The following is a 25,234-nucleotide window of genomic DNA, read 5'->3' on the forward strand; positions in this document are numbered from 1 at the left end:
GCGGCCACCGCGGCCGTCCGCCACGGCGGCGCTGCGCCTGGCGGTACGCGCCTCCCTGCAGGAACGCGGCAAGGGCGCCCGCGGGTGGCGTACGCCCCCGCGGCTCAGTCGGTCCGCACGTCCGCGTGCACGATCTCGAACTCCTCCAGGGCGACGACCGCGACGTGGGCCTTGGCCACGCCCTCGCGTCTGACGGCCGCCTGACGCGACCGGGACGCGGCGAGCGCGTCGCGGTCCGCGAAGAGGACCCCGGTCATGCCGCGCCCGCGCCCGCGGTCCAGGAACAGCGCCGCCCCGGCGAACCCGGGCAGCACCTCCAGGTGCGGCAGAACGCCCGCGTGGAAGGTGTCGAAGGCCAGGTCCGCGTCCGCGGGCGCGAACTCCAGCCGGGTCAGCCGCATCCCGCCGCCGGTGAGCGGCCGGTGCCCGACGGGGAAGACCGTGGCCTCGTAGTTCTCGACCGCGACCGTCCCGGCGAACGGCAGCAGCAGCGCCGGCCGCCGCTCGCGCATCACCTCGTCGCTGTTGTCGCGCGCCTCGGCGGACTCCCACCAGCTGACCGAGAGCAGGGTGCCGAGGTCCCGGTCGACGAAGACACCCGCGCCCCTGAAGCCGGGCCGCTCCTCCAGCAGATCGTGCCCCTGGGTGTTCAGGACCCGGATCGCCGTGCCCAGCTGTGCCGGGTCGCCGGTCGCGTACACCGTGCGGACGAACAACATGCCTCTCACCTCCCGGTGCCGTGACCGAGCCGGGCCGACGGCTGCAGACATATCCGGAGAAATCACTTCCCTCAGTCTTACGGCGTAGGCAAATCACCGCAATACGCACAGGTTTCGGGACTCCGCAACCTGACGCTTGACGAGGGCATGCCCAGAGGTGCACGGTGTACGGCGCACGGTAAGGAAACTTTCCTAACAGAAGGGTCCCCCACAGTGCGCCTTCGAACGCTGACTCTCGCCGCGGCCTCCGGAACCGCCCTGCTCGCCGCCGGAGTGCTCCCCGCGCACGCGTCCGCCGCCCCGTCGGCGAAGCCCCGCCCGGCCCTTGCCCAGGAGGGCTCGGTCAGTGCCGCCGACCTGCTGGCCAAGGTGAAGTCCTGCTCGCAGATCTCCAACGGCAAGTACAAGACCGACGACGAGACGTCGGCCACGGTCCCGGTGTGCGGCAAGAACGGTGCGGTGTTCTGGAAGGCCGACATGGACATCGACTGCGACGGCCAGACCACCACCAACTGCAACAGCAGCCGCGACCCCTGGTACCAGAACGACACCGCCTTCCACCAGTCCGACGGCAAGCCGCTGAGGGCGGAGTCCCTGCCGTACGTCGTCGTGCCGAGCGCCAGCAGCATCTGGAACTACGCCGGCGCCGGCATCAAGGGCGGCGGAGTGGTGGCCGTCATCTACAACAACAAGGTGGAGTACGCCGTCGTCGGCGACACCGGCCCCACGAAAATCATCGGCGAGGCCTCGTACGCCACCGCCAAGGCCCTCGGAATCGACCCCGACCCGAAGACCGGCGGGGCCGACTCGGGCGTGACCTACATCCTGTTCAAGAACTCCCAGGTCTCCCCCATCGAGAGCCACAGCGCGGCGGTCTCGCTCGGGGACCAGCTGGCCAAGAAGTTCCTCGCCGCCAACTGACCTGCCGGCAACGGCCGCCGGGCGTTCCCGGCGGCCGTTGCCGGGCGGCGGCGCCGATGCCGGCGGCCCCGGAACCGGCCGCCCTCGCCCGTCTCCGAGGCGCCGGCGCACCGGTCGCCTCCGAGGCGCTACCGGACCGGCCGCACCGCGCGGTGCACCGTGTGGGCCGCCAGCACGAACACATCGGGGCGGCGGTGGGCGCTGCCGGGATCGGCGGGGTCGAGGAGCCGGTCGAGGGTGGCGCGGTCCTCGGCGTCCAGGGCCTCGGCGTGCACGTCCCGGGCGCGGGTGAGCGTGGTGACGACGAAGGCACGGGCCCGCTCGGGTACGGGGGCGGGGATGTCGAGCAGGAAGCTGCGGGTGCCGGTGTGCCTCAGGCCCGCGGCGGCCAGCAGGGCCGGCCAGTCCTCCGTCTCGGAGACCGCGCCGGGCAGTTCGGCGCGCATCGCCGCGAACCGGGCCTCCTGGGCGGCGTCGAGACGGGCCTGCAGTCCGGGGCGGCCGAAGCCGAGCTCGCGGGGCAGATACCGGGGAGCCAGGCCGCCCTCCAGGATGGCGAGCGTGCCGCCGGGGGCGAGCCGGGCGCCGAACGCGGCGAGCGCGGCCTTCTGGTCGCCGAGGTGGTGCAGGCTGCGGCTGGCCCACAGCAGATCCGCCGGATACTCCAACTCGGTGAGAGACCCGGGGAGTTCACCGACGAGGGTGTCGAAGCGGTCGGCGACGCCGAGGCGGGCGGCCCGGGCCCGGGCACGGTCCAGGAGCGGCGCGGAGCCGTCGGCAGCGACCACCCGGGCGCCGGGGAAGGTCTGCGCGAACAGGCAGGCGATCACTCCGGGCCCGCTGCCCGCGTCCACGACCAGCCCGGGTTCGGTCACCTCCTTGCCCAGCCAGGCCAGCGCGCGCTCGTAGGCGGGGGCGTGCACCTCGGCCTCCGTCTCCAGCACCGCCGCCAGGGCGGCCCAGTCGAACTCGTCGCCGTGCCGGTGGCCGTGACTGTGGTGGGCGGGATGCCCGTGGTGATCGTGGGACTCATGCTCATGGGGCTCATGGGGCTCGTGGGCCATGGTGGTCAGCCTCTCCTTCGGATGCGGCCAGCGTGCGACGGCCCCCCGCAGGACGGCCAGTTCCGTTGCCGGTGCCGCAAAAAACTTGCCGGCGCCGCAAAAACCGGATGCGCGAGAGCAGCCTGCGGCAGCACGATGGGGCCTCGTGGACGACGAACTGGTGGAGCGCTTCCTCACCGACGGCTTCGTGAAGATCGACGGCGCCGTGCCGCCCCGGGTCGCCGGGGACTGTGCCCGGCTGCTGTGGCGCGAGACCGGCTACGACCCGGACGACCCCGGCACCTGGCAGGAACCGGTGGTGCGGCTCGGCGACATGGCCCAGGAGCCGTTCGACGCGGCGGTCAACTCCCCCGTCCTGCGCCGGGCGTTCGACCTGCTCGTCGGCGAGGGCCGGTGGGCGCCGCGCAAGTCGCTCGGCACGTTTCCGCTGCGCTTTCCGCACCCGGAGGAACCGGACGACGCGGGCTGGCACATCGAAGGCAGCTATCTGCCCGAGGGCGCCGGCTGGTACTACTCCAACGTGCGCTCGCGGGACCGCGCGCTGCTGATGCTGTTCCTGTTCAGCGAGGTCACCGAGGCCGACGCCCCGACCCGGATCCGGATCGGCTCGCACCTGGACGTGCCGCCGCTGCTGGAGCCGTACGGCGAGGAGGGCGTGTCGGGGCTGGCGATCGCGCCCGCCCTGGTGGCGGCCTCGGCCCACCGGCCGCTCGCGTATGCCACCGGCCGCCCGGGCGACGTCTACCTGTGCCATCCGTTCCTGGTCCACGCGGCCCAGCCGCACCACGGCACCCGGCCACGCTTCATGGCGCAGCCGCCGCTGTATCCGGCGGTGCCCTGCGAACTGGACCGGGCCGACGGGGCGTACTCGCCGGTGGAACGCGCGATCCGCCGGGGCCTGCGCCTGGAGGAGGGCTGACCCCGGCGGACGTTCACCACGCCGGGCCTACGGCAGCGGCGGGTAGGCGTTCTGCATCAACTGCTGGAACTGGGCGGAGAACCAGTGCCCGGCCAGCGGCGCGCCGGGCAGCGCGCCCGACATGCTGTTGCCGTTACGGGCGTTGCCCGTGTACGTCGGGTCGCACATCCGGTCGAAACCCTTGCCCTCGTCGTTGGCGATGGCGGTGCTGGAACCGTCCGACTCCCCCGGCGGCTTGGCCCACACATAGGCGTCGATACCGGCGGCCGGTGCGGCGGTCGGCCGTTCGCCGAGACCGGCGCCGCTCTGGTTGCACCAGTTGCCGACATGGATGCGCCGGTCGATCCGGCCGCCGTTGACGTAGGTGTCGACGGAGGTCAGCGGGCCGGGGCCGGTGGGCCGGGCGGTGCCGCCCCAGCCGTTGCGGGAGGTGTCGATCAGCATGCCGAGACCCGAGCCGAATCCGGCCGAGACCAGCTTGGAGCGCAGCGCGAGGGCGTAGGACTGCTCGTCCACGTACTGGTTCCAGTCCACCCACTTCGACTGCCGCACGCTCGTGCCGTTCACCGTGTCACCGATCTTGACGTACGGCTCCGTGGTGGCACTGTAGTTGGCGGTGTTGACGATGAACCCGCTCACGTCGTCCACGCTCGCGCCGTTGGTGGTGGCCACCTTGTAGAACTCCTGCACGGCCGGGCCGAGGTTGGTGTCCCAGCCGAGCCAGCCGTGGTGGCCGGCGTCCACGTAGTTGTAGACGTTCGGGATCGCGCCGAGTTTCTGCAGGGCGTAGGAGACGCCCTTTTCGTAGTTGCCGTTGGCCTTCATGGTCTCGCACTCGGCGGTGCTGCTGGCGGTGCCGCCGGCGTTGGTGACCAGGTTGGGCAGTGAGTCGGGTTCGATGACGGTGGCGATCCTGAGGGAGGCGTAGGCCGGGTCGGACAGGATCGAGGCGATCGGGTCGATATAGCTGCTCTTGTACTTGTCGATGTCGTCGGGGCCGAGTTCGCCATTGGAGGCGAGGGCGGCGCAGTCGCGGCCGGGCAGGTCGTAGATGACCAGCTGGACGACCAGGTCGCCCGAACCCTTCTGCTTCAGGGCCTCGTCGAGGTGGTCGCGCAGGCTCATGCCGCCGTTCACCCCGTTGATGGTGGCGATCCGGTCGAGCCAGACGGCGGTGGGCTGGCCGGAGATCCGGGTGCCGCCCGGTTCGGCGGCGGCCTCGGCGGACCACTCGGGGTCCACATAGACCTTGGCTCCGGCATAGGGGTTGTCGACGCGGCCGCCGGTGCTGCCGCCGCCGGTGCCACCACCACCCGTTCCGCCTCCGCCCCCGCCGCTGCCGCCGCCGTCGTCGACGTTGCAGGTGACGCCGTCGAGGGTGAACGTGGCCGGCACGGCGTTGGTGCCGCTGTAGGAGCCGTTGAAGCCGAAGCTGACCGAACCGCCGGTCGCCAGCGAGCCGTTGTAGCTCTCGTTGGCGGCGGTGACGTCACTGCCGCTCTGGCTGATCTGCGCGTTCCAGCCACTGGTGACCTTCTGGTTCCCGGCGTAGCTCCACTTGAGCGACCAACCCGCCTTGGCGGCCGAGTTGTTGGTGACGGTGACGGCGGCGGTGAAGCCGGTGTCCCACTGGTTCTGCATGCTGTAGGCGACGGTGCAGGGCACGGCGTCGGCGGCGGCACCGGCCGGGGTCGTGAGCAGTGCCGTCCCTGAGGTCCCGGCGACCAGCGCCAGGGCGGCGAGCAGCGGTGTTCTGGTACGAGTCATCAGTGCGGGTTCCTTCTTCCGTGGCGGGTTACGGGTTGAGGGCGCGCAGGTGGTCGCGCAGCCCGATGCCGTAGGCGGTGGGTGTGCCGTCGTAGGCGGAGATCAGGGACGGCCCCGAGGAGCAGTCCCAGGTGTTCCAGGCCCAGCCGAGGTAGGACAGGTTCCGGTCGTCGAACCACTTCATGGCCTGGTCGATGAAGCCGTGCGCGCAGGTGTTCTCGCCGATCTCGCCGGCGATCAGGGGCACCTGGCCCGCGACGGGGGCGAGGGTGGAGTTCCAGCAGCTCTCGCTCGCGCAGGTGTTGAAGTTGTAGCCGTGGTAGGAGGCGGCGAGATTGCCGGCCGGGTCGGCGGGTTTGTATGCGGTCCACTGGCTGAGGTCGTTCGCATACGCCAGACCGCCGGCCATGATGACGTTCTTGGATCCTGTGTTGCGGATACTGTCGACGAGATCCTGCATACCGGCGACCTCGTACGAGATCCCGGGGCAGGTCCCGCCGTCGCGCCAGCACTTCCAGGCATCGGTCGTGCTGGACGTCGCCCGGTCCGGGTACGGCTCGTTGAACAGGTCGAACACGGGTGCCGGGTCGTCCTTGAAGGTGCTCGCCACCGACGCCCAGAACGACGGGCCGTACTGTGCGTCGGGCATCGGCTTCTGGCAGGTGGCGTGGACGTCGGAGCAGCCGGCCGAGTTGCCGGTGTACTGGCCGTAGGACCAGTGCAGGTCGAGGACCGGGGTCAGGCCGTGGGCCTCGACGCGGGTCACCAGGTCCTTGACGGCGTTGATGTAGTTGGCGCCGCCGTACTCGGGCTTGACATCGGAAAGGCCGAGCCAGCACTCCTCGTTGAGCGGGATCCGGACGGCGTTCGCCTTCCAGTCGGCGATCGCCTTGATCGCCGCGTCGTCCACCGGGCCGTCCCAGATGCCGTGCCCCTGCACGCACATGAACTCGCCGCCGGAGCGGTTGACGCCGAGCAGCCGGCGGGGCGCGCCGGACGCGTCCACGAGCTTGGCGCCCAAGACGTGCAGGGCGGGCGCGGTGCCGCTCGGGGGCGGCGGGGTCGGCGGTGGCGAGGTCGGGGGTCCGCCGCCGGTGGCGCAGGTCGTGCCGTTGAGCTTGAAGACCGTCGGTACGGTGTTGTTCCCCTGCCAGGAGCCGAGGAAGCCGGCGGTGACGCTCGCGCCGGAGCCGAGGGCGGCGTTGTAGCTCTCGTTGGCCGCGGTCACGGTGGCGCCCGACTGGGACCAGGCGGCGTTCCAGCCCTGGGTCACCTTCTGGCCGTCGGCGAAGTCGAAGGTGAGCTGCCAACTGCTCACCGCGGGGCCGTTGTTGGTGATGGTCACCGAGCCCTGGAAGCCGCCGGCCCACTGGTTGGTGACGGAGTACGCCACCGTGCACGCGGGCGTGGCCCCCTGGGCCTTCGCCACCGGTACGAGCGCGCCGGTGACGAGCACGCTCGTACCGGCGGCGGTTAAAAGTACTGAACGCGGGGGGTGTCGCATGAGCGACTCCTTGCAGTTTGGCGCGCCGTGACAGGCGCGTCGACTGACTGGAACCGCTCCCACTGGTGCGAAGGAAGGTAGCGCCAAGCGGGCAGGTTGCCCAGGGGAGTTGCTGACTTTTCCTCAACGGCATTGCGTCGAATCTTTTCGACTCTTCAAGCACCTTGACCGCGCACAGGGTCGTCCCCACTATGGGAGCGCTCCCACTGGTTCAAGCCTTGACTTTTCGCGAGCCGCAAGCCGCAAGGAGGAACCAGCACATGGATCCCGGACGCAGACGCAGAGCCGTACGGCGGTGGTGGACCGCCGTCGCGGCCGCGTTCACCCTGCCCCTGTCGATGCTCGCCGCCGGCGCGACGACCGCGCACGCGGCGTCCGTGCAGTGCAGCGTCGACTACACGACGAACGACTGGGGGTCGGGCTTCACCGCCGGCCTCACGATCACCAACCGCGGCACCGACGCCATCGACGGCTGGACCCTGTCCTACGCCTACTCGGGCGACCAGAAGCTGACCAACGGCTGGAACGGCACCTGGTCCCAGTCGGGCCGCACGGTCACCGTGCAGAACGCCCCGTACAACGGCACCGTCGCCGCGGGCGCGGCCGTCACCACCGGCGCGCAGTTCACCTACAGCGGCACCAACACCGCCCCGGCGTCCTTCTCGGTCAACGGCACGGCGTGCACCGGCGCGCACCAGCCGCCGGTGACGGTGCTGACCAGCCCGGGTCCGGGCGCGGTCTACACGCAAGGGGACGCGATCCCGCTCGCGGCGAGCGCGGCGGCGGCCGACAACGCGACGATCAGCAAGGTGGAGTTCTACGACGACACCACGCTGCTGGGCACCGACACGAGCGCGCCGTACACGCTGTCCGTCTCCAGTTTGACCGTGGGCAGTCATTCGCTGGTGGCGAAGGCGTACGACAGCACGGGCGCCTCGGCCGAGTCCGCTCCGGTGGGCGTCACGGTGGTCGCGGGCCCGGCGGTGGTGGCCTCACCGGCTCAACTGGGCGTCCAGCAGGGCAAGTCGGGGACGTTCGGGGTGAAGCTGTCGACGCAGCCGAGCGCGGACGTGACGGTGGCCGTGGCCCGCACGGACGGCAACACCGGCCTGTCCGTGACCGGCGGTTCCTCCCTCACCTTCACGCCGTCGAACTGGGACACCGCGCAGACGGTGACCGTCTCCGCGGACTCCTCCAACACCGGTGCGGCGACCTTCACCGCCTCGGCCGCGGGCCATTCCAAGGCGACGGTCACCGTGACGGAGCTGGCGGCGACGAAGGAGTACGACGCGCGCTTCCTGGACCTGTACGGGAAGATCACCGACCCGGCGAACGGCTACTTCTCCCCTCAGGGCATCCCGTACCACTCGGTGGAGACCCTGATCGTCGAGGCGCCGGACTACGGCCACGAGACCACGTCCGAGGCCTGGAGCTACCTGCTGTGGCTGCAGGCGATGTACGGCAAGGTCACCGGCGACTGGTCGAAGTTCAACGGCGCGTGGACGCTGATGGAGAAGTACATGATCCCCACGCATGCCGACCAGCCGACGAACTCGTCCTACAACGCCTCCAAGCCCGCGACGTACGCGCCCGAGGAGGACACCCCGGACCAGTACCCGGCGAAGCTGGACACCTCGGTGCCGGTGGGCACGGATCCGATCGCCGGTGAACTGAAGACTGCATACGGTACCGACGATGTCTACGGTATGCACTGGATCGAGGACGTCGACAACGTCTACGGCTACGGCGACACACCGGGCGGCACCTGCGAGGGCGGGCCGACGGCGAGCGGGCCGTCGTACCTGAACAACTTCCAGCGCGGCCCGCAGGAGTCGGTGTGGGAGACCGTTCCGCAGCCGACCTGCGACGCCTTCAAGTACGGCGGCAAGAACGGCTACCTGGACCTGTTCACCGGCGACAGTTCCTACGCCAGGCAGTGGAAGTACACCGACGCCCCGGACGCGGACGCCCGCGCGGTGCAGGCGGCGTACTGGGCGGACGTGTGGGCGAAGCAGCAGGGCAAGGGCAGTGACGTCTCGGCGACGGTCGCCAAGGCCGCGAAGATGGGCGACTACCTGCGGTACGCAATGTACGACAAGTACTTCAAGAAGATCGGCAACTGTGTGGGGCCCTCGGCCTGCGCGGCCGGCACCGGCAAGGACGCCTCGCACTATCTGCTGTCCTGGTACTACGCCTGGGGCGGCGCCACCGACACCAGCGCGGGCTGGGCCTGGCGGATCGGCTCCAGCCATGTCCACGGCGGCTACCAGAACCCGCTGGCCGCGTACGCGCTGAGCAGCTACCCCGACCTGGAGCCCAGGTCCGCGACGGGCGCCTCGGACTGGGGCAGGTCGCTGCAGCGGCAGCTGGAGTTCTACCAGTGGCTGCAGTCGTCCGAGGGCGCGATCGCGGGCGGCGCGACCAACAGCTGGCAGGGCCGGTACGCCGCCGCGCCGGCCGGTACGCCGACCTTCTACGGCATGTACTACGACTGGGAGCCCGTCTACCACGACCCGCCGTCCAACCAGTGGTTCGGCTTCCAGGCGTGGTCGATGGAGCGGGTCGCCGAGTACTACCAGCAGACGGGGAACGCGACCGCGAAGGCGGTCCTCGACAAGTGGGTGAAGTGGGCGCTGTCCATGACCACGGTCAACCCCGACGGCACCTACCGGATCCCCTCGACCCTCCAGTGGTCCGGCCAGCCGGACACCTGGAACCCGTCGAGTCCCGGCTCCAACAGCTCACTTCACGTCACGGTCGCCGACTACACCGACGACGTCGGCGTGGCGGCCGCGTACGCGAAGACGCTGACGTACTACGGCGCCAAGTCCGGTGACGCGACGGCGAAGTCGACGGCGAAGGCGCTGCTGGACGGCATGTGGAACAACTACCGGGACAGCCTGGGCATCGCCGTCCCCGAGACCCGGGCCGACTACAGCCGGTTCGGCGACAGCGTGTACGTGCCGAGCGGCTGGAGCGGCACCATGCCGAACGGCGACGCGGTCAACTCCTCGGCCACCTTCACCTCGCTGAGGTCCTTCTACAAGAACGACCCGGCCTGGTCGAAGATCGAGGCCTACCTCAAGGGCGGCGCCGCGCCCGTCTTCACGTACCACCGGTTCTGGGCCCAGGCGGACATCGCCCTGGCCATGGGCTCGTACGCGGAGCTGCTCGAGTAGTCCCCGCTGACGCTCCGCGTGCGCGGCCCCGTCACAGGGCGACGGGGCCGCAACAGGACCGGGCGGTCCCCACCCGTGCGGGGGCCGCCCGGTCGTCACGTCCTGCTCCCCTCACGCCCAGGAAGGACGCACGGGCAAGGAAGTCCGGGCCGTCAGCCCGCCGTCAACCCGCCGCCGGCCTGCGGTAGGCGCGGACCGCGAACACCGGGTCCGGGCGTGGGCGGTCCTGGTCCGGGAGGCGGGCGAGACGCGCCGCGTACTCCTCGGTGTGCGGCTCGCCCGGCGGCAGCAGCGTGAACCAGCCGCGGCGCAGGTCGGCGATGGTGACGCGGGGGCTGCGGCCCTGGCCGACACCGTGGAAGACGGTGGCACCGGCCGGTTCCAGGCCGTGCCGGGCGGCGTGCGCGGTGACGGTGGCGGCGGCGTCCTGCGCGGGGTGGCACGGGCGGGAGGCGAGGACGGCGTCGATGTCGCTGCCGACGTCGTGCGCGGCGGCCTTGTCGACGGTCGTGACGTAGATCCCGCCGGGACGCAGCACCCGGGCGCACTCGGCGACGACGGCGCGGACGTCCTCGGCGTCGTCCAGCAGATGCAGCAGCCAGATGCTGGTGACGGCGTCGAAGCTGCCGCTGGGAAAGGGCAGACGGCGGCTGTCGGCGCGGACGATCGCGCCCGGCAGCCTCGCCCCCGCCCGGCGGACCATGGCCGGGGTGAGGTCGGCGCCGGTCACCCGCAGCGCGGGGCGGCGGGCGGCCAGCCGACGGGTGACGATGCCGGTGCCGCAGGCCACGTCGAGGAGCCGGCCCGGCCCCTCGGGGATCAGGCTGAGCACCGCTTCGGTGGCGGCGTGGGCGCGAGCCTCACCGCCGCGGGACGCGTCGTAGGCGTCGGCTTCCTTGTCGTAGTCGAGCACGCTCCTCAGTGTGCGCCGTGGCCTGGGGCGATGTCCTCCACTCTGCGGGCGAGAGCGAAGTCCTTCGCGGTGACGACGCCACCCGCGCTGTGTGTGTTCACGCTGAGGGAGACGGTGTTGTAGCCGAGGGTGAGATCGCTGTGGTGGTCCAGCTCGTGCTGGACGGCGGCGATGTGCATGACCAGCGCCGCGGCCGCGACATGCGAGCCGAGCCGGTAGGAGCGGGTCAGCCGGTCCCCTTCCACCGACCAGCCCGGCAGCTCCGCGAGCCGGTCCTCGATCTCCTTCTGCGACAGCGGTTCGACGGCCATGGCCTTCGGCTCCCTTCGGGACGACAGGACGGGCAGGACGGCGGGGTGCGGGTGCAGGGGTACGGGTACGCCTACGGGTTCAGCCTGCCACGTGTGCCGTGTGTGTACTCGTCGCGCAGGCGTCGTCAGTCGCGTGCGTACTGCGCCGCGAGGTCGTCGGCGAGCGCGGCGATGCGGTACCGGCCCTCCACCTGGGCCACCCAGTCGTGCGGCAGGCCGGTGTCGCCGTACCACGCGCCGAGCAGGTTGCCGCAGATCGAGCCCGTGGAGTCGCTGTCGCCCGAGTGGTTGACGGCCAGCAGCAGCGCCTGCTCCGGGCGGGGCTCGGCGAGCGCGCAGTACACGCCGATGGCGAGGGCCTCCTCCGCGACCCAGCCCGCGCCGAGGGACTCGACCTTCCCGGGCGTCGGCGTCCCGTCGGCTGCGAGGTCCAGGGCCTCGCGCAGGGCGGCCGTGGTCTCGGCGTGGCCGCGGTGCCGCTGGAGCAGCCGCAGCGTGCGCAGCACCGCGCCCTCGAGGCAATCCCCGGCGACCAGGTGGGCCACGATCGCGGCGAGCGCGCCCGCCGCGTAGTAGCCGGTGGGGTGGCCGTGGGTGATCTGGGCGCCGCGCGCGGCCATGGCGAAGGCCGCCTCGGCGGAGCCGGCCGGGCCGGAGCCGGCCGGGTCGAGGGGGGCCGGGGTGAGGGGGGCCAGGCCGAAGGGGGCCGAGCGCATGACCGTGCCGCAGCCCTTGGAGTCGGGGTTGACCTCGCCGGGCGTGCCGTCGAGCGGGCGCGCGGGGTCGGGCGCGTACCCCTGGGCGACGCCGGACAGGCAGGCGTTGCCGGGGGCGCGGCGGGAGTACAGCCAGGCCTCGCCGACCAGGCCGCCGCCCGCCGGTGCGCCGGGCCAGGGCGCCGCAGGCTGCTCGGGGCCGGGCGCCGACTGGGTCCGCAGCCAGCGCTCGTACGCCTGGCGCAGCAGCAGCGGCCAGGCGTCGTCGCCGCCCTTCTCGCGCCGCTGCGCATGGGCCAGGATCAGGGCCTCGACGGTGAACAGGGTCATCTGGGTGTCGTCGCTGATCAGCCCGATCGCGCCGTGGGCTGCGGGGACCAGGCCGGTGGCACCGCGCGGGCCGTGGGCGGCGCGGATCCGGTCCAGGGAGGAGAATTCGACGGGGTAGCCGAGGGCGTCACCGAGCGCGCCGCCGAGCAGACAGCCGCGGACGCGGGCCCGGTACACGGCCGCCGCCCAAAGGGGCGGCGTCTGCCACGGTTTCGTCGACAGCTCGTTCCTGCGCAACTCGGCAACTCCTCGACTACGGTCGGACGTATGACCATTGTCGCCACCGGCCCTTCCCCGTCCGCCACCGCCCCCGCCCCCGCCGGCAAGGACGTCGGCCCGCTGCTGCGCGCCTGGCGGGAGCGGCGCCGGGTCTCCCAGCTGGAGCTGGCGCTGCGCGCCGACTCCTCGGCACGGCACATCAGCTTCATCGAGAACGGCCGCTCCCGGCCGAGCGAGGAGATGGTGCTGCGGCTCGCCGAGCACCTGGAGGTGCCGGTGCGCGAACGCAACTCCCTCCTGCTGGCGGCCGGTTACGCCCCGCACTATCCGGAGACCCCGCTGGAGGACCCGGCGCTGGACGCGCTGCGCGACGGCCTCACGCGTCTGATCGAGGGCTACGAGCCCTACCCCGCGCTGGTGGTCGACGCCACGTACACGGTCGTCGCCGCGAACCGGGGTATCGCGATGCTGCTGGAGGGTGTGGCGGACGAGCTGTTCCAGCCGGCGCCCAACGCGATGCGGCTGACCCTGCACCCGGAGGGGATGGCGCCGCGCATCCGCAATCTGCGCGAGTGGCGCGGGCATCTGCTGGAGCAGATGGAGCGGCAGATCGGCCTGCAGCGCTCCGGGCAGCTGCGCGCCCTGTACGAGGAGGTGAAGGCCTACCCGGTGCCCGAGGACGCGCCGGGCGGCGAACCGGACGAGCCCGTCGCCTACTTCGCGCTGCCGCTGCGCGTCGAGCACGGCGGCCGGATCCTGTCGTTCGTGTCGTCGATCTCCACCTTCAACACCCCGATGGACGTCACGGTCGCCGAACTCGCCATCGAGACGTTCCTGCCGGCGGACCCGGCGACCGCCAAGTACCTGCACACGCACGCCGGTTGACCGTTCCTCCCGTCGTCACCCGGTCCGCCCGCCGCTGCCCCCTCGCCCCGGTTCCCCGCGAAGTCACACCTGTTCCCCTCGGACCCGTGTGCGAGCGGGGATCACATGGCAGACTGCCCGGGTACTTCGGCGCGTAGGGGAGGCGTGGCGTGAGTGAGCGGCGGGCTGCGCCCACCGTGGGCCAGGTGGTGCTCGGCAAGCGGCTGCAGGAACTGCGCGAGGCGTCGGGCCTGAGCCGGGAGGAGGCCGCCCGGGTCCTCAGGGTGGCCTCGGCGACCGTACGGCGCATGGAGATGGCCGAGGTCGCGCTGAAGATCCCGTACGTGCAGGTGCTGCTGGAGACCTACGCGGTGCCCGAGGAGGAGGCGGCCGCGTTCGTGCGGCTGGCCGAGGAGGCGAACCAGCCCGGCTGGTGGCAGCGGTTCCACGACGTGCTGCCGGAGTGGTTCAGCCTCTACGTCAGCCTGGAGGGCGCCGCCCGCATCATCCGCTCCTACGAACCGCACTTCATACCGGGCCTGCTGCAGACCGAGGAGTACGCGCGCGCCGTGCTGGAGGCCGGCACGATCGGCCACAGCTCGCCGGAGTCGGTCGAACGGCATGTGTCGCTGCGCCTGGAGCGGCAGCGGCTGCTGGAGCGGAACGATCCGCCCCACCTGTGGGTGATCATGGACGAGACGGTGCTGCGGCGCCCGGTGAGCATGCGCGGCGAGGTGATGCGCGACCAGCTGGACAAGCTGCTGGAGTACACCGAGCGGGACCGGGTCACGCTCCAGGTCGCCGAGTTCGCGGCGGGGCCGCATCCGGGGACGTACGCGCCGTTCACGCTGTTCCGGTTCGCCGAGCCGGAGTTGCCGGACATGGTGTTCACCGAATACCTGACCGGTGCCCTGTACCTGGACTCCCGCCGTGAGGTCGCGGCCCATCTGGAGGTGCTGGACCACATGACGGCGCGGGCCGCGTCGACGCAGCGCACGCAGACGCTGCTGCGGGAGTTCCGCAGCAGCCTGTGACGGGTCCCCCCCCCCCGGACCGGTGCCCGGGAACGGCGATGCCGCGCCCCTCGAGCGGGGCGCGGCACGCGGGGACGTACGGGCGTCAGGCCAGCTCGGCCGTCAGCGTGATGGTCGTACCCGTCAGGGCCTGGCTGACCGGGCAGTTCTTCTTGGCGTCCTCGGCGGCCGAGGCGAAGCCCTCCGCGTCCAGGCCCGGCACCTCGCCGCGCACGGTGAGGTGGATGCCGGTGATGCCCTCGCCCGGCTGGAAGGTCACGTCGGCCTTCGTCTCCAGCCGGGTGGGCGGGGTGCCGGCGCCGGCCAGGCCGTGCGAGAGGGCCATGGAGAAGCAGCTGGAGTGGGCGGCGGCGATCAGCTCCTCGGGGCTGGTCCTGCCGTTCGGCTGCTCGGCGCGCGAGGCCCACGTGACGTCGTAGGTGCCGATGCCGGAGGAGTCGAGGGAGACAGTGCCGCTGCCCTGCAGCAGGTTGCCTTCCCAGACGGTGTGCGCGGTGCGCGTGGTGGCCACGGTGGTTCCTTTCGCGGGTGGTCGGTCCCGTTTCCGGGTTTGCGTCTCCTGGTTTTCCCTGCCCCTATCCGATCACATCCGGGCCCCTCGCACGCCGAAGACCGGCTCACGCGCGGTGAACGGCGGATGACGTCGCCGGCCCGCCGGATCGTGCACGGCCCTCAGGCCACCCGCTCCTCCTCTTCGGCGGTGGCGGTGGCAGTGGCGGTGGCGGTCAGCGGGCTCTCGGGGCCGTGGAGTTCGCGCAGCCAGCGGCGCAGGACGCGGTGGACGTGCTCGGCACCGGCCAGTTCCTCCCGCTCCCCCACCGGCGCGGACAGGTCGAGCGGGGAGAGCAGGAACGGGCGGGACTGGGCGCCGCCGAGGCCGCCGTGGGAGCCGATCTGCTCCTCGAAGGCGAGGACCTCGCCGTCGGCGGGCTCGTGGGCGGAGTTCACCATGATGTCGGCGGTGTGCGGGAAGGAGTGGGTGCGCCGTACGGCGTCGGCGGCGCCGGGACCGAAGCGCGCCAGCGGCCCGGGCTCGCCGTCCAGCGCGGCCAGCGGGATCTCGACGCCGTGGGCGCCGAGCACCACGCCGTCGTGCTCCTCGCTGCGCACCAGCAGGAAGCCGATGCCGGGGTGGTCGGCGAGGGTGCTGAGCAGGGCTGGGTGGCGGGCGTCGATCTCCTCCTTGGTCATACGGTGGTGCACGTCCGGGAAGGAGACCAGGCCGAGGTTGCCCGAGGCCAGCACGATCGGCTCACGGCCCCTAACGGGCCGGTGCCTGCCGCTCTTCTCCTCCACGGGCCGGCGCAGCGCGGCACGGACGGCGGCACGGGCCTCGGCACCGCTGTGCGTCCTGCCCGCCCGGCGCGGCACGGGCAGCCCGCAGCCGGCCCGGACGAGGTCGCCGAGGGTGAGGCCGTAGCGGGCGCGGAAGGTCTCGCCGGGGCTCTGTCCGTGGTCGGAGAGGACGACGATGCGGTAGGGGCGGGGGGCGTGTTCGGCGACCCGCTCCAGCAGGGCGAGGGCCCGGTCGAGGCGTTGCAGGACCTTCTCGGCGTCCCGGCTGTGCGGGCCGGAGTGGTGGGCGACCTCGTCGTAGGCGACCAGGTCGGCGTAGACGACGGTGCGGCCGGCGAGCATGTCGCCCATCACCGCGGCGACGACGACGTCCCGTTCGACGACGGTGGCGAAGGCCCGCACGAGGGGGTACAGGCCGCCGCGGCCGACCCGGGGGCGCTGTCCGCGCAGCCGGGCGCGGGTGGACTGGCCGATCTCGCGGGCCACTTCGGCGACGAAGGACAGGGCGGTGCGGACGGCGCCCGCGGGGTCGGAGAAGTAGGCGAAGTAGCCGGCGCGGGAACGGTTCTCCCTGCTGCGGCGGCGGGCGGCGATGGACAGCACGAGGGCCTGTTCGCCGGCACCGCCGCTGAAGAGGTTGCCGCGGCTGGCTCCGTCGACGGTGAGCAGTCCACGGTCGCCTGTATGCAGTATGGCGCGGCGCTGGAGTTCGGCGGCGCTCGTCGGCCGATTGCACACCATCACCTCCCCGCGGTCCTTCTCGTACCAGCGGAACGCGGGCACGTCGAAGGTGCTGCCGTGGAGGATGCCGAGCTGGCTGGCACCGGTCTGGCTGGACCAGTCGGTGCGCCAGGGGGTCAGGCGGTGGGTGGGCCGCACACCGTCGGCCTTCTGCCGGTCGACGGTCGACTGCATATCGTCGACCGTCCGCACGTCGTCGGCTGTCGGCCGTATACCGTCGCCCGTCGACAGCCAACGGTCCACCGTCGGCATCAGCCCCTTGCGGACCGCGGCGGTGAGGACGTCGTGGCCCACGCCGTCGAGTTGGACGAGGACCAGGCCGGGGGTGGTGGGGCAGGGCGGGTCGGATCTGCGGCGGCGGGTGGCGAGGCGGTGCAGGCGGCGGCGGTAGGTCTCGTCGTCGCGTACGGCGAGGGCGGCGCCGGTGGCCGAGGCGACGGCGGACATCACGGCGGCCACGATGACGGCGGTCTGCGGGGCGACGGCGCCGCGGCCGGAGGGGTTGATGCGCAGGGCGAGCAGCAGCAGGGAGCCGTTGAGGAAGAAGACGAGCAGGCCGAGGACGAGGGCGGGGACGAGGAGCAGGAGCCGGACCAGGAGCGGCCAGGCCACGGCCGACAGGACGCCGAAGGCGCCGGCGCCGCAGGCGGCGGTGATGGCGATCCGGGTGGCGCTGTCGCCGTCGGGGGACTGGAGCTGGAAGTCGGGCAGGAGGCCGGCGAGGACCAGCATGGTGGCGGTGGAGGCCGCCCATACGGTGATGCTCCGTCCGATCTGCCGGGTGACTTGCCGGGTGACCTGCCGCCATCGCACGCCTCGTATGCCTCGCACGCCTTGTACACCTCACGTCCTGGTCCTCCGTCACCGCCCGCGCTCCGGGCACCGGGCATCGGGCACCGGGCAGGGGGACCGTGTCTCGCTTCGCCGGCCGATCGGCCGCGGCTGTCCACCTTGTCATACCGGGCGGGGAACGCCGGCCGGTCGCCTGCGGCGGGGGCGGCCCCCGAAAAGGGCGGGTCAGCGGCCGTCGTAGCCGGCCGTCGGCATCGACAGCCGGCGGTGTACGTGTGCCTTCATCTGGGCGTCGTAGGCGGGTTCGGCGCGGCCGACCGTCTCCACGCGTACGCCGCGCCGGGCGCATTCGGCGGTGAAGGCCTCGACGGAGGACAGGGCGCGCTTGAGGACCCGCAGGCTGGGGGCGACGAACACGTCGACGCCGGGGCGGACGCCGTCCCACAGGGCGCAGTGGTCGAAGCGCAGTCCCCCGACGAGGAGTTCCCGGGCGACGACGTATCCGTGTTCGGCGGCCCAGCGGGCGCACATGGCGTGCTGGCTGCGGGAGTCGACGAGGAAGGGGTCGGCTTCCAGTTCCTCCAGCGGGGTCAGGCTCGCGATGGCGGTGACCCGTACGGGCACGGCCGCGTCGGAGGCGGCCTGCGGTCGTCCCATGGCGTCCCCCCTCACCTCCGGGTTTCCTCGCCGACCCTACTCCTGCCCGTAGGCTTCGGGGAGTCGCGTGAAGGAGGCGAAGGGGTGCCGGTGGAGATCACCTGGTGGGGTCACGCCACCTGCACGGTCGAGGACGCGCACATACGGGTGCTGACCGATCCTCTGTTCGCGCGGCGGCTGGCTCATCTGCGGCGGCGCCGGGGGCAGGTGCCGCCGGCCGGGGCGCGGCGCGCGGACGTGGCGCTGGTGTCGCATCTGCACGCCGACCATCTGCATGTGCCCTCGCTGGCGTCGCTCGCCGCGGGTACGCGCCTGCTCGTGCCCCGGGGTGCGCCCCGGGCGGTGCCTGCGCTGCGCCGCCTGCGGCAGGTGCGGGTGACGGAGGTGGTGCCGGGGGACGAGGTGCGTGTCGGTGAGGTGCTGATCCGGGTGGTGCCCGCGTTGCACGACGGGCGGCGGCTGCCGGTGGGGCCTCGTCGCTCGCCGGCGCTGGGGTATGTCGTGGAGGGCGAGGCGCGGACCTATTTCGCCGGGGACACCGGGCTGTTCGACGCGATGGCGGAGCGGGTCGGGCCGGTGGATGTGGCGCTGCTGCCGGTGGGAGGCTGGGGGCCGTTCCTCGGTGAGGGGCATCTGGACGCGGGGCGGGCGGCGCGGGCGGTGGCACGGCTGGCGCCGCGGGTGGCGGTGCCGGTGCACTACGGGACGTACTGGCCGATCGGGATGGACGCGGTGCGGCCGCACGAGTTCCATGCGCCGGGCGACGAGTTCGTGCGGCTGGCGGCCGAGGTGTCGCCGCAGGTGGTGGTGCGCAAGCTGGGGCACGGGGAGAGTGTGCGGCTGGAGGTCGCGCGGTGAGCGGGTTCGTCTCGGCGACGGCGTTCGCGGCCGCGTCGACGTCCGCGGTGCCGCCGGAGTCGACGCAGCAGGCGGTGGGCTATCCGTCGTTGTTCCTGCTCGTGCTGATCGGTGCGCTGGTGCCGGTGGTGCCGACGGGTGCGCTGGTGAGTTCGGCGGCGGTGGTGGCGATCCATCAGGCGGCGCCGTTCTCGCTGGCGCTGGTGTTCGTGACGGCGTCGCTGGCGGCGTTTGCCGGGGACGGGGCGCTGTACTGGCTGGGGCGGCGCGGGATGGGGTCGCGCAGCGGGTCGCGGTGGCTGGAGGCGATCCGGTCGCGGGCGCCCGAGGAGCGGGCGGCGCGGGCGCGGGGGAAGCTGGTGGAGCACGGTGTCGCGGTGCTGGTGCTGTCGCGGCTGGTGCCGGCCGGGCGTATTCCGGTGATGTTGGCGTGTTTGATGGCCGATTGGCCGCTGGGGCGGTTCAGCCGGGGGAATGTGGCGGCGTGCCTGGCGTGGGCGGCGACGTATCAGGTGATCGGCATCGTGGGGGGTTCGTTGTTCAGGGAGCCGTGGGAGGGGGTTGTGGTGGCGGTGGCGCTGACCGTGGTGATCAGTGCGATGCCGGGTGTGGTGCGGCGGTTTCGGTAGCAGCGCCGGGGGTCCGGTTCCCTTCGGGCTGCGGGTTCGTCGTGGTTGTGCGCGCCGTTCCGCGTCCGCCTCGAGGAGCGCTGTGCTCCAGCACCCGTGAACCGCCGACCGGCAGATCCCACAGGTCGCCCCGCTCCAGGCCCGCCTTCTCCCAGGCCGCGCGCACCCGGGTGAGCGGTTCGAGGACCGGTTCGGCCGAGAGGATGAAGGTGCCCCAGTGCATGGGGGCCATGCGGTGGGCGCCGAGGTCGAGGGTGGCCTGGACGGCTTCCTCGGGGTCGCAGTGCACGTCGCTGAGCCACCAGCGGGGGTCGTAGGCGCCGATGGGCATGAGGGCGAGGCCGATGCCGGGGTAGCGGCGGCCGATGCGGGAGAACCAGTGGCCGTAGCCGGTGTCGCCGGCGAAGTAGAGCCGCTCGCCGTGGCCGGTGGTGAGGATCCAGCCGCCCCACAGGCTGTGGCAGGTGTCGGTGAGGGTGCGCTTGGACCAGTGGTGGGCGGGGACGAAGTCGAAGCGGATGCCGTCCAGTTCGGCGCCTTCCCACCAGTCCAGTTCGGTGACGCAGGAGAAGCGGCGGTGCCGGAACCAGCGGCCGAGTCCGGCGGGCACGAACACCGGTGTGGAGCGCGGGAGGCGGCGCAGGGTGGGGGCGTCGAGGTGGTCGTAGTGGTTGTGGCTGATGACGACGGCGTCGATGCGGGGCAGGCTCTCCCAGGGGACGCCGACGGGGGTGATACGGGCGGGGGTGCCGAGGATGCGGCGGGACCAGACGGGGTCGGTGAGGACGGTCAGCCCGCCGGTCCGGATGATCCAGCTGGCGTGTCCGGCCCAGGTGACGGCGAGGGCACGGGGGTCGGCGCGGGGCAGCGGGGCGGGTTCGACGGGCAGGCGGGGGATGTCGGCGAGGCCTTCGGGGCCGGGGCGTACGGCGCCTTCGCGGGCGAAGCGGGCGAGCGCCTTGAGGCCGGGCAGCGGGGCGGTGAGCCGGTCGTGGAACGTCCTTGGCCAGACGCGGAGTTCGCCCAGGGGACGGGGCTCGGCGAGCGGGGGGAAGGGGGGCGCGAGGGGGACGGGTGCGATTGCGGTGCCGGCCGTCGGGGATGCGGGGGTCGCCGGGGATGCGGGGCTTGTCGGGGGTGCGGGGGCCGTCAGGGGTGCGGGGCTCGTCGAGGATGCGGGGGCCGTCGGGGGTGCGGGGGTCGTCGGGGATGGGCGAGGCGTCGTGGGCGTCGAGGTCGTCGGGGGCGATCCGGGCTCATGCGTCTGCTGCGTCATCGAGGCGGCTCCCGTCGCTGGGCGTCGTCGCGGAGATCGTCGAGGACCGACGTCAAGAAGGTCAACGCGCGTCGCACGTGCGGCAGTTCCAGCGGCGCGGGTGACGTGAGGCATTCCGTGCGTTCCTCGTCGGTGCCGCCCAGCAGGGGTCCCGTGGCGAGCCGTACGCGCAGGGCACCGAGGTCGTCGCCGAAGCGGTGGCCGCCGGGGGCGGGCATGCCGAGCCGGGCGGTGAGCAGCTCCTCCAGTTCCTGTGCGTCACCGACTCCTTGTGCGGCGAGGGGTTCGCGCAGCGGGCCGAGGTCGGCGTACAGGTGGCGGCCGGCCTGCGGGGGGCGTGCGAGGGCGCCGGCGGCGACGAGGGCGGCGTGCGCGGCGGCGGCCACGCGCGCGTGCAGCCGTACGGTGGCCTCGCGGCGCTCGGTGACGGGCGGGGGTTCGTCGAGGGCGTAGCCGGCCGCGGCGGCGACGGGGGTGGCGATGCGTGCGCCGAGCGCGGTGAGGATGTCGAGCACGCGCGCGTGGAGGTGAAGTCCGGTGTCGGTGGCGGGGAAGCGGGCGACGGCGGCGGGCCAGCCGGGTGGCAGCAGGGAGCCGGCGAGGTCGGTGACGACGGTGACCCGGTCGGGCCGCATCTCGGCGGGACTGAGCAGGACGGTGTCGTGCGGCTGGTGCAGGGTGTCGCGCCAGGTCTCGTCGCTGACGAGGTGCAGGTCCTCGGCGGTGGCGGCTTCCACGGTCTCGTGCAGCAGTTCGGGCGGGGCGACGGTGGCGGTGGGGTCGTCGGCGACGGACAGCACGAGCAGTTGTGGGTCGCCGCCCTCGGCCCGGACCCGGCGGACGGTCTCCAGCAGGGCGTAGGGGTCGGGGACGCCACCGCTCTCGGCGGGGGTCGGCACGTGGTAGGCGGGCCGGCCGAGCACCCGGGCGTACGGCGCCCACCAGGCGGCGCAGGGGCGGGGTACGAGGATGTCGGCGCCGTCCGAAGCCAGTGCGGCGGTCAGGGCGAGCAGCAGGGCGGGGGCGCCGGGGCCGGCGGCGACCTGGTCGGGGACGGTGGGCAGGCCGCGCCGGGTCCAGTAGCCGCAGGCCGCTTCCAGCAGGGCGGGGGCGCCGCCGACGGGCTGGGCGTCGGCGCGGCTCGCGGCGGCGGCGAGAACGGCGGTGAGTTCGGGGAGCACGGGCAGGCCGTCGCCGGGGAGCGGGGGGCCGTAGCGGACGGGGCCGTGTCCCTCGGGGTCCGTCCGCCGCATGTCCGCCTCCGCGCAGTCCGTGATGCCGTGTGCCGCCCGGTGCGGGCGGTGCGGTGTTGGTGGCCGTGTCGTCGTGGGCTGCTGTGCTGTGCTGTGCCGGGGTGGGTGGGGTGCCGGGGTGGGTGAGTTCAGTGGCGGGTGGGGTCGGGTGCCGGTCGCCGTGTGCTGTCCGGGCGGGTGGTGCGGGGTGGTGCCGGTGGAGCGGGTGGAACGGGTGGAGCGTGCCGGTGTCCTCGGGGTGTGTACCCGCCCGGCGGGACCCTATGGGTGGTGCCGGGCATCGGCCCGGTCACACTCCGGCGGGCCGGTGTGCCGTGGTGCGCAGGTGACCGCGCAGCCGGTAACCGGCCCCGGCGCACGCGGTGGCGACAAGGATGCCGCCGGCGACCAGAGCGGGGACGGAGTCGGTGAAACTGCCCCCCTGACCGGCTTCGACGCCGTGCTGCACACCGGCCGGGGCACAGGGGTCACCACCGCGGGACAGGCCGTCGTGGGACGAGCCGTCGTAGGGCTGCTGGGGGGCGCGGGGCTCGGTGCAGGTCTGGTTGCCGTCGGGGCAGGCTGCGGTTCCGGAGCACTCCCGTGCGCCGGCCTGGACGGGGTGGTCCGCGAACGCGGTGGGACCGGTCAGGGCGAGCGCGGCGCCGGCGACGAGGGCGACGGACAGGGCTCGGGCGGTGCGGCGCATGGGGCGGGCTCCTCGGCGGCTGCGGCGGGTCGGCCCGGCGGCGGTACGGCGGCACTGCCGGGCGGCGCCACGGGTACCGGGCACGGGGCCGGGGCACGGGGTGTGCCCTCGTTGCCATCTCAGCCCGTGCGACGGCGCACCGCGCGCGGCCGGACCCCATTCGCGGGACACGGACGGCCAGGCGGGTGACACGGGCGTACGTCGGCCCGTACGACGCCACGCCCGGGCTCGTGCCGGCGCCGGCGGCCGCCGGGCGGGCCGCCCTGCGCGAGGCAGGCCCTGGCGCGCGTGCCTGCTTCGGGCGCCGGGCGCAGGCTGCGAACCTGTGCCGGACGGTACCGGTCCGGGCCGGTCCGGGCGCCGGATTCATGCGCCGGGCGAGCGCTGGGCAAGCGTGCCGGCCGCAGGGCGGGAGTGGGAGCCGGTCAGGTGCCGGATGTGCGCGGAGTCGTCGCCTCGCCGCAGTGGCGTTCACGGGCGCCCTCCCGGGTGCGGCCCGCGCTGACCAGGCGGCGCGGGTTGCGGCGCAGGTACTCGCCCTCCAGCTGCGCCATGCGCTCGTTGTGGGCCCGCAGTGCGTCGTTCGAGCCGTACAGGAGGGTGTCGTGGCGCGTGCGGTGGATCGTCTCCAGCTCTTTCATGAGCTGCTGGTCGTCCAGTCGGCTGGGGTCGACTCCGGTCATGGTGGTGCCCCGCTCGTCGTGTCCGTGGTCCCGGCCCCGGGCGACTTCCGGGTGGAATCCAGGGGGCCGGCACTCCTGCATCCACTGTACGAACATCCGGGGTCCGGGGCCTGCGATGGCCCGGCCGCCCGGAATCCCGGTGGCCGGCGCCGGCCGGTGCTGCGGTGCGCCGGTGCTCGGTGCACCTGTGGTGTGGTGTGCAGGTGTCAGCGGGGCCGTTCCACCCGGCGTTCGTCCCAGACCGGTTCCGGGCTCTCACGGACGCGGCCGTCGGTGCCGAAGACCAGGTAGCGGTCGAAGGAGCGGGCGAACCAGCGGTCGTGGGTGACCGCGAGGACCGTGCCGTCGAAGGCCTCCAGACCCTCCTGGAGCGCCTCGGCCGACTCCAGGTCGAGGTTGTCGGTGGGCTCGTCCAGGAGCAGTGCGGTGACGCCCTGCAACTCCAGCAGGAGGATCTGGAAGCGGGCCTGCTGGCCGCCGGAGAGCCGTTCGAAGGTCTGCTCGGCCTGCTGGGTCAGTTCGTAGCGGCGCAGTCTCGACATGGCCGCGCCCCGGTCCTGGGCGTGTTCCTTCCACAGGATGTCGAGGAGGGTGCGGCCGTGGAGTTCGGGGTGGGCGTGGGTCTGGGCGAAGTGGCCGGGTACGACGCGTGCGCCGAGCTTCCACTCCCCCGTGTGCGCCACGTCGTCGCCGGCCAGCAGGCGCAGGAAGTGGGACTTGCCGGAGCCGTTGGAGCCGAGGACGGCGACCCGTTCGCCGTAGAAGACCTCCAGGTCGAACGGCCGCATCAGGCCGGTCAGTTCGAGCCCCTTGCAGGTGACGGCCCGTACGCCGGTGCGGCCGCCCTTGAGGCGCATGGTGATGTCCTGCTCGCGCGGCGGCTCCGGGGGCGGGCCGGCCTCCTCGAACTTGCGCAGGCGGGTCTGTGCGGCGGCGTAGCGGGAAGCCAGCTCATGGCTGACGGCGGCGGCCTGGCGCAGGCTCAGGACGAGCTTCTTCAGCTGGGCGTGTTTTTCGTCCCAGCGGCGGCGCAACTCCTCGAAGCGGGCGAAGCGTTCGCGGCGGGCCTCGTGGTAGGTGGCGAAGCCGCCGCCGTGCACCCAGGCGTCGGCGCCGGCCGGTCCGGGCTCCACGGAGACGATCTTCTCGGCGGCGCGGGCGAGGAGTTCGCGGTCGTGGGAGACGAACAGGACCGTCTTGCGGGTCTGGCGCAGCTGCTCCTCCAGCCAGCGTTTGCCGGGTACGTCCAGGTAGTTGTCCGGCTCGTCGAGCAGCAGCACCTCGTCGGTGCCGCGCAGCAGCGCCTCCAGCACGAGGCGTTTCTGCTCGCCGCCGGAGAGGGTGCGCACCTGGCGCCACTGGGCCTTGTCGTAGGGCATGCCGAGTGCGGCGGTGGTGCACATGTCCCACAGGGTCTCGGCCTCGTAGCCGCGTGCCTCCGCCCAGTCGGCGAGGGCCTGGGCGTAGGCGAGCTGGGCGGCTTCGTCGTCGACGGTCATGATGGCGTGCTCGGCGTCGTCGACCGCCCCGGCGGCCTCGCGGATGCGGGGCGGGGCGACGGACACGAGCAGGTCGCGTACGGTCGTCTCGTCCCGTACGGAGCCCACGAACTGGCGCATCACGCCGAGGCCGCCGCTGACGGTGACGGTGCCGCCGTGCGGTTTCAGCTCGCCGGTGATCAGGCGGAGCAGGGTCGTCTTGCCGGCGCCGTTGGGGCCGACCAGGGCGACGGCCGTGCCTTCGCCGACCCGGAAGGACACGTCCCCGAGCAGGGTCCTCCCGTCGGGGAGGTGGTACTCGAGGTGCGCGGCTTCCAGATGTCCCATGGGCAGGCATTCTGCGGGGCGGCCGGCGGCCGGGGCAAACCCATATCCACGGGGGCACGTCCCGGTTCCCGGGCA

22 protein-coding genes are annotated in these 25,234 nt (G+C 72.9%); 7 read left to right on the forward strand and 15 right to left on the reverse strand.

The annotated features are described in order from the left end of the window. Positions 1–104: 104 nt before the first annotated feature. Positions 105–719, reverse strand: coding sequence for a hypothetical protein (locus A6P39_RS10110; protein ID WP_234378841.1), 615 nt, complete (start codon positions 717–719; stop codon positions 105–107). 213 nt (positions 720–932) lie between these two features. Here A6P39_RS10110 and A6P39_RS10115 point away from each other — a divergent pair, with 213 nt between their 5' ends. Then, positions 933–1,640, forward strand: a complete 708-nt coding sequence (locus tag A6P39_RS10115; protein ID WP_067044635.1) for a glycoside hydrolase family 75 protein — start codon at positions 933–935, stop codon at positions 1,638–1,640. Positions 1,641–1,768: 128 nt separating this feature from the next. On the opposite strand, the gene A6P39_RS10120 is transcribed toward A6P39_RS10115, so the two are convergent. Further along, positions 1,769–2,704 carry a class I SAM-dependent methyltransferase gene (locus A6P39_RS10120; RefSeq protein ID WP_067044638.1) on the reverse strand — a complete coding sequence of 312 codons (936 nt, stop codon included), beginning with the start codon at positions 2,702–2,704 and terminating at the stop codon, positions 1,769–1,771. Between the two features lie 145 nt (positions 2,705–2,849). Here A6P39_RS10120 and A6P39_RS10125 point away from each other — a divergent pair, with 145 nt between their 5' ends. Next, positions 2,850–3,623 carry a phytanoyl-CoA dioxygenase family protein gene (locus A6P39_RS10125; protein ID WP_067044641.1) on the forward strand — a complete coding sequence of 258 codons (774 nt, stop codon included), beginning with the start codon at positions 2,850–2,852 and terminating at the stop codon, positions 3,621–3,623. Positions 3,624–3,650: 27 nt separating this feature from the next. Here the strand turns inward: A6P39_RS10125 and A6P39_RS10130 are convergent, their stop codons facing one another. Together A6P39_RS10130 and A6P39_RS10135 are read right to left on the reverse strand one after the other, a co-directional pair. After that, positions 3,651–5,390, reverse strand: coding sequence for a glycoside hydrolase family 6 protein (locus tag A6P39_RS10130; protein ID WP_067044644.1), 1,740 nt, complete (start codon positions 5,388–5,390; stop codon positions 3,651–3,653). Positions 5,391–5,418: 28 nt separating this feature from the next. Then, a complete protein-coding gene (locus A6P39_RS10135; RefSeq protein ID WP_079133313.1) occupies positions 5,419–6,894 on the reverse strand; it encodes a cellulase family glycosylhydrolase in 1,476 nt (491 codons plus the stop codon). A 260-nt stretch (positions 6,895–7,154) separates the two neighbouring features. Between A6P39_RS10135 and A6P39_RS10140 the strand changes: the two genes are divergently transcribed. After that, positions 7,155–10,073, forward strand: a complete 2,919-nt coding sequence (locus tag A6P39_RS10140; protein ID WP_067044649.1) for a glycoside hydrolase family 48 protein — start codon at positions 7,155–7,157, stop codon at positions 10,071–10,073. Positions 10,074–10,236: 163 nt separating this feature from the next. Here the strand turns inward: A6P39_RS10140 and A6P39_RS10145 are convergent, their stop codons facing one another. The 3 genes from A6P39_RS10145 to A6P39_RS10155 form a co-directional block, all read right to left on the reverse strand. Next, a complete protein-coding gene (locus tag A6P39_RS10145) occupies positions 10,237–10,986 on the reverse strand; it encodes a class I SAM-dependent methyltransferase (protein ID WP_067044652.1) in 750 nt (249 codons plus the stop codon). Positions 10,987–10,991: 5 nt separating this feature from the next. Next, positions 10,992–11,297: a 4a-hydroxytetrahydrobiopterin dehydratase gene (locus A6P39_RS10150; RefSeq protein WP_067044655.1), complete on the reverse strand. Its 306-nt coding sequence runs from the start codon at positions 11,295–11,297 to the stop codon at positions 10,992–10,994. A gap of 125 nt (positions 11,298–11,422) precedes the next feature. Further along, the gene (locus A6P39_RS10155; protein ID WP_234378842.1) at positions 11,423–12,580 is read right to left on the reverse strand and encodes an ADP-ribosylglycohydrolase family protein; all 1,158 of its coding nucleotides are present in this window, start codon (positions 12,578–12,580) and stop codon (positions 11,423–11,425) included. A 30-nt stretch (positions 12,581–12,610) separates the two neighbouring features. Between A6P39_RS10155 and A6P39_RS10160 the strand changes: the two genes are divergently transcribed. Continuing rightward, complete coding sequence (locus tag A6P39_RS10160) at positions 12,611–13,447, forward strand: helix-turn-helix domain-containing protein (protein WP_067044658.1); 837 nt, start codon at positions 12,611–12,613, stop codon at positions 13,445–13,447. 149 nt (positions 13,448–13,596) lie between these two features. Continuing rightward, complete coding sequence (locus tag A6P39_RS10165) at positions 13,597–14,460, forward strand: helix-turn-helix domain-containing protein (protein ID WP_079133314.1); 864 nt, start codon at positions 13,597–13,599, stop codon at positions 14,458–14,460. A gap of 85 nt (positions 14,461–14,545) precedes the next feature. Here A6P39_RS10165 and A6P39_RS10170 read toward each other — a convergent pair whose 3' ends face one another. The 3 genes from A6P39_RS10170 to A6P39_RS10180 all read right to left on the reverse strand — a co-directional run bounded on the left by A6P39_RS10170 (position 14,546) and on the right by A6P39_RS10180 (position 17,946). Next, entirely contained in the window at positions 14,546–14,971 is a 426-nt protein-coding gene (locus tag A6P39_RS10170) for an OsmC family protein (protein WP_067044665.1), read from the reverse strand. 161 nt (positions 14,972–15,132) lie between these two features. Then, positions 15,133–17,319 (reverse strand): alkaline phosphatase family protein, encoded by a 2,187-nt coding sequence (locus A6P39_RS10175; RefSeq protein WP_275883983.1) that lies wholly within the window; start codon positions 17,317–17,319, stop codon positions 15,133–15,135. A 195-nt stretch (positions 17,320–17,514) separates the two neighbouring features. Continuing rightward, on the reverse strand, positions 17,515–17,946 hold the full coding sequence (locus A6P39_RS10180) for a hypothetical protein (protein ID WP_067056364.1): 432 nt from the start codon (positions 17,944–17,946) through the stop codon (positions 17,515–17,517). An 84-nt stretch (positions 17,947–18,030) separates the two neighbouring features. Here A6P39_RS10180 and A6P39_RS10185 point away from each other — a divergent pair, with 84 nt between their 5' ends. Both A6P39_RS10185 and A6P39_RS10190 read left to right on the forward strand, forming a co-directional pair. Continuing rightward, positions 18,031–18,804, forward strand: coding sequence for an MBL fold metallo-hydrolase (locus A6P39_RS10185; RefSeq protein ID WP_067056367.1), 774 nt, complete (start codon positions 18,031–18,033; stop codon positions 18,802–18,804). After that, entirely contained in the window at positions 18,801–19,433 is a 633-nt protein-coding gene (locus tag A6P39_RS10190; protein WP_067056370.1) for a DedA family protein, read from the forward strand. Before A6P39_RS10185 ends, A6P39_RS10190 begins: the two co-directional genes overlap by 4 nt. Here the strand turns inward: A6P39_RS10190 and A6P39_RS10195 are convergent. The 5 genes from A6P39_RS10195 to A6P39_RS10215 all read right to left on the reverse strand — a co-directional run bounded on the left by A6P39_RS10195 (position 19,396) and on the right by A6P39_RS10215 (position 25,159). After that, positions 19,396–20,709 carry an MBL fold metallo-hydrolase gene (locus tag A6P39_RS10195; RefSeq protein ID WP_234379295.1) on the reverse strand — a complete coding sequence of 438 codons (1,314 nt, stop codon included), beginning with the start codon at positions 20,707–20,709 and terminating at the stop codon, positions 19,396–19,398. The genes A6P39_RS10190 and A6P39_RS10195 overlap by 38 nt on opposite strands. Next, complete coding sequence (locus A6P39_RS10200) at positions 20,706–21,962, reverse strand: aminotransferase class I/II-fold pyridoxal phosphate-dependent enzyme (RefSeq protein ID WP_067056373.1); 1,257 nt, start codon at positions 21,960–21,962, stop codon at positions 20,706–20,708. Before A6P39_RS10200 ends, A6P39_RS10195 begins: the two co-directional genes overlap by 4 nt. 289 nt (positions 21,963–22,251) lie before the next feature. After that, complete coding sequence (locus A6P39_RS10205) at positions 22,252–22,650, reverse strand: hypothetical protein (RefSeq protein WP_067056376.1); 399 nt, start codon at positions 22,648–22,650, stop codon at positions 22,252–22,254. Between the two features lie 425 nt (positions 22,651–23,075). After that, on the reverse strand, positions 23,076–23,414 hold the full coding sequence (locus A6P39_RS10210; protein WP_067056491.1) for a DUF6158 family protein: 339 nt from the start codon (positions 23,412–23,414) through the stop codon (positions 23,076–23,078). A gap of 125 nt (positions 23,415–23,539) precedes the next feature. Continuing rightward, the gene (locus A6P39_RS10215; protein WP_067056379.1) at positions 23,540–25,159 is read right to left on the reverse strand and encodes an ABC-F family ATP-binding cassette domain-containing protein; all 1,620 of its coding nucleotides are present in this window, start codon (positions 25,157–25,159) and stop codon (positions 23,540–23,542) included. Positions 25,160–25,234 lie beyond the last annotated feature (75 nt).

The organism is Streptomyces sp. FXJ1.172 (assembly GCF_001636945.3).
Lineage (GTDB): Bacteria > Actinomycetota > Actinomycetes > Streptomycetales > Streptomycetaceae > Streptomyces.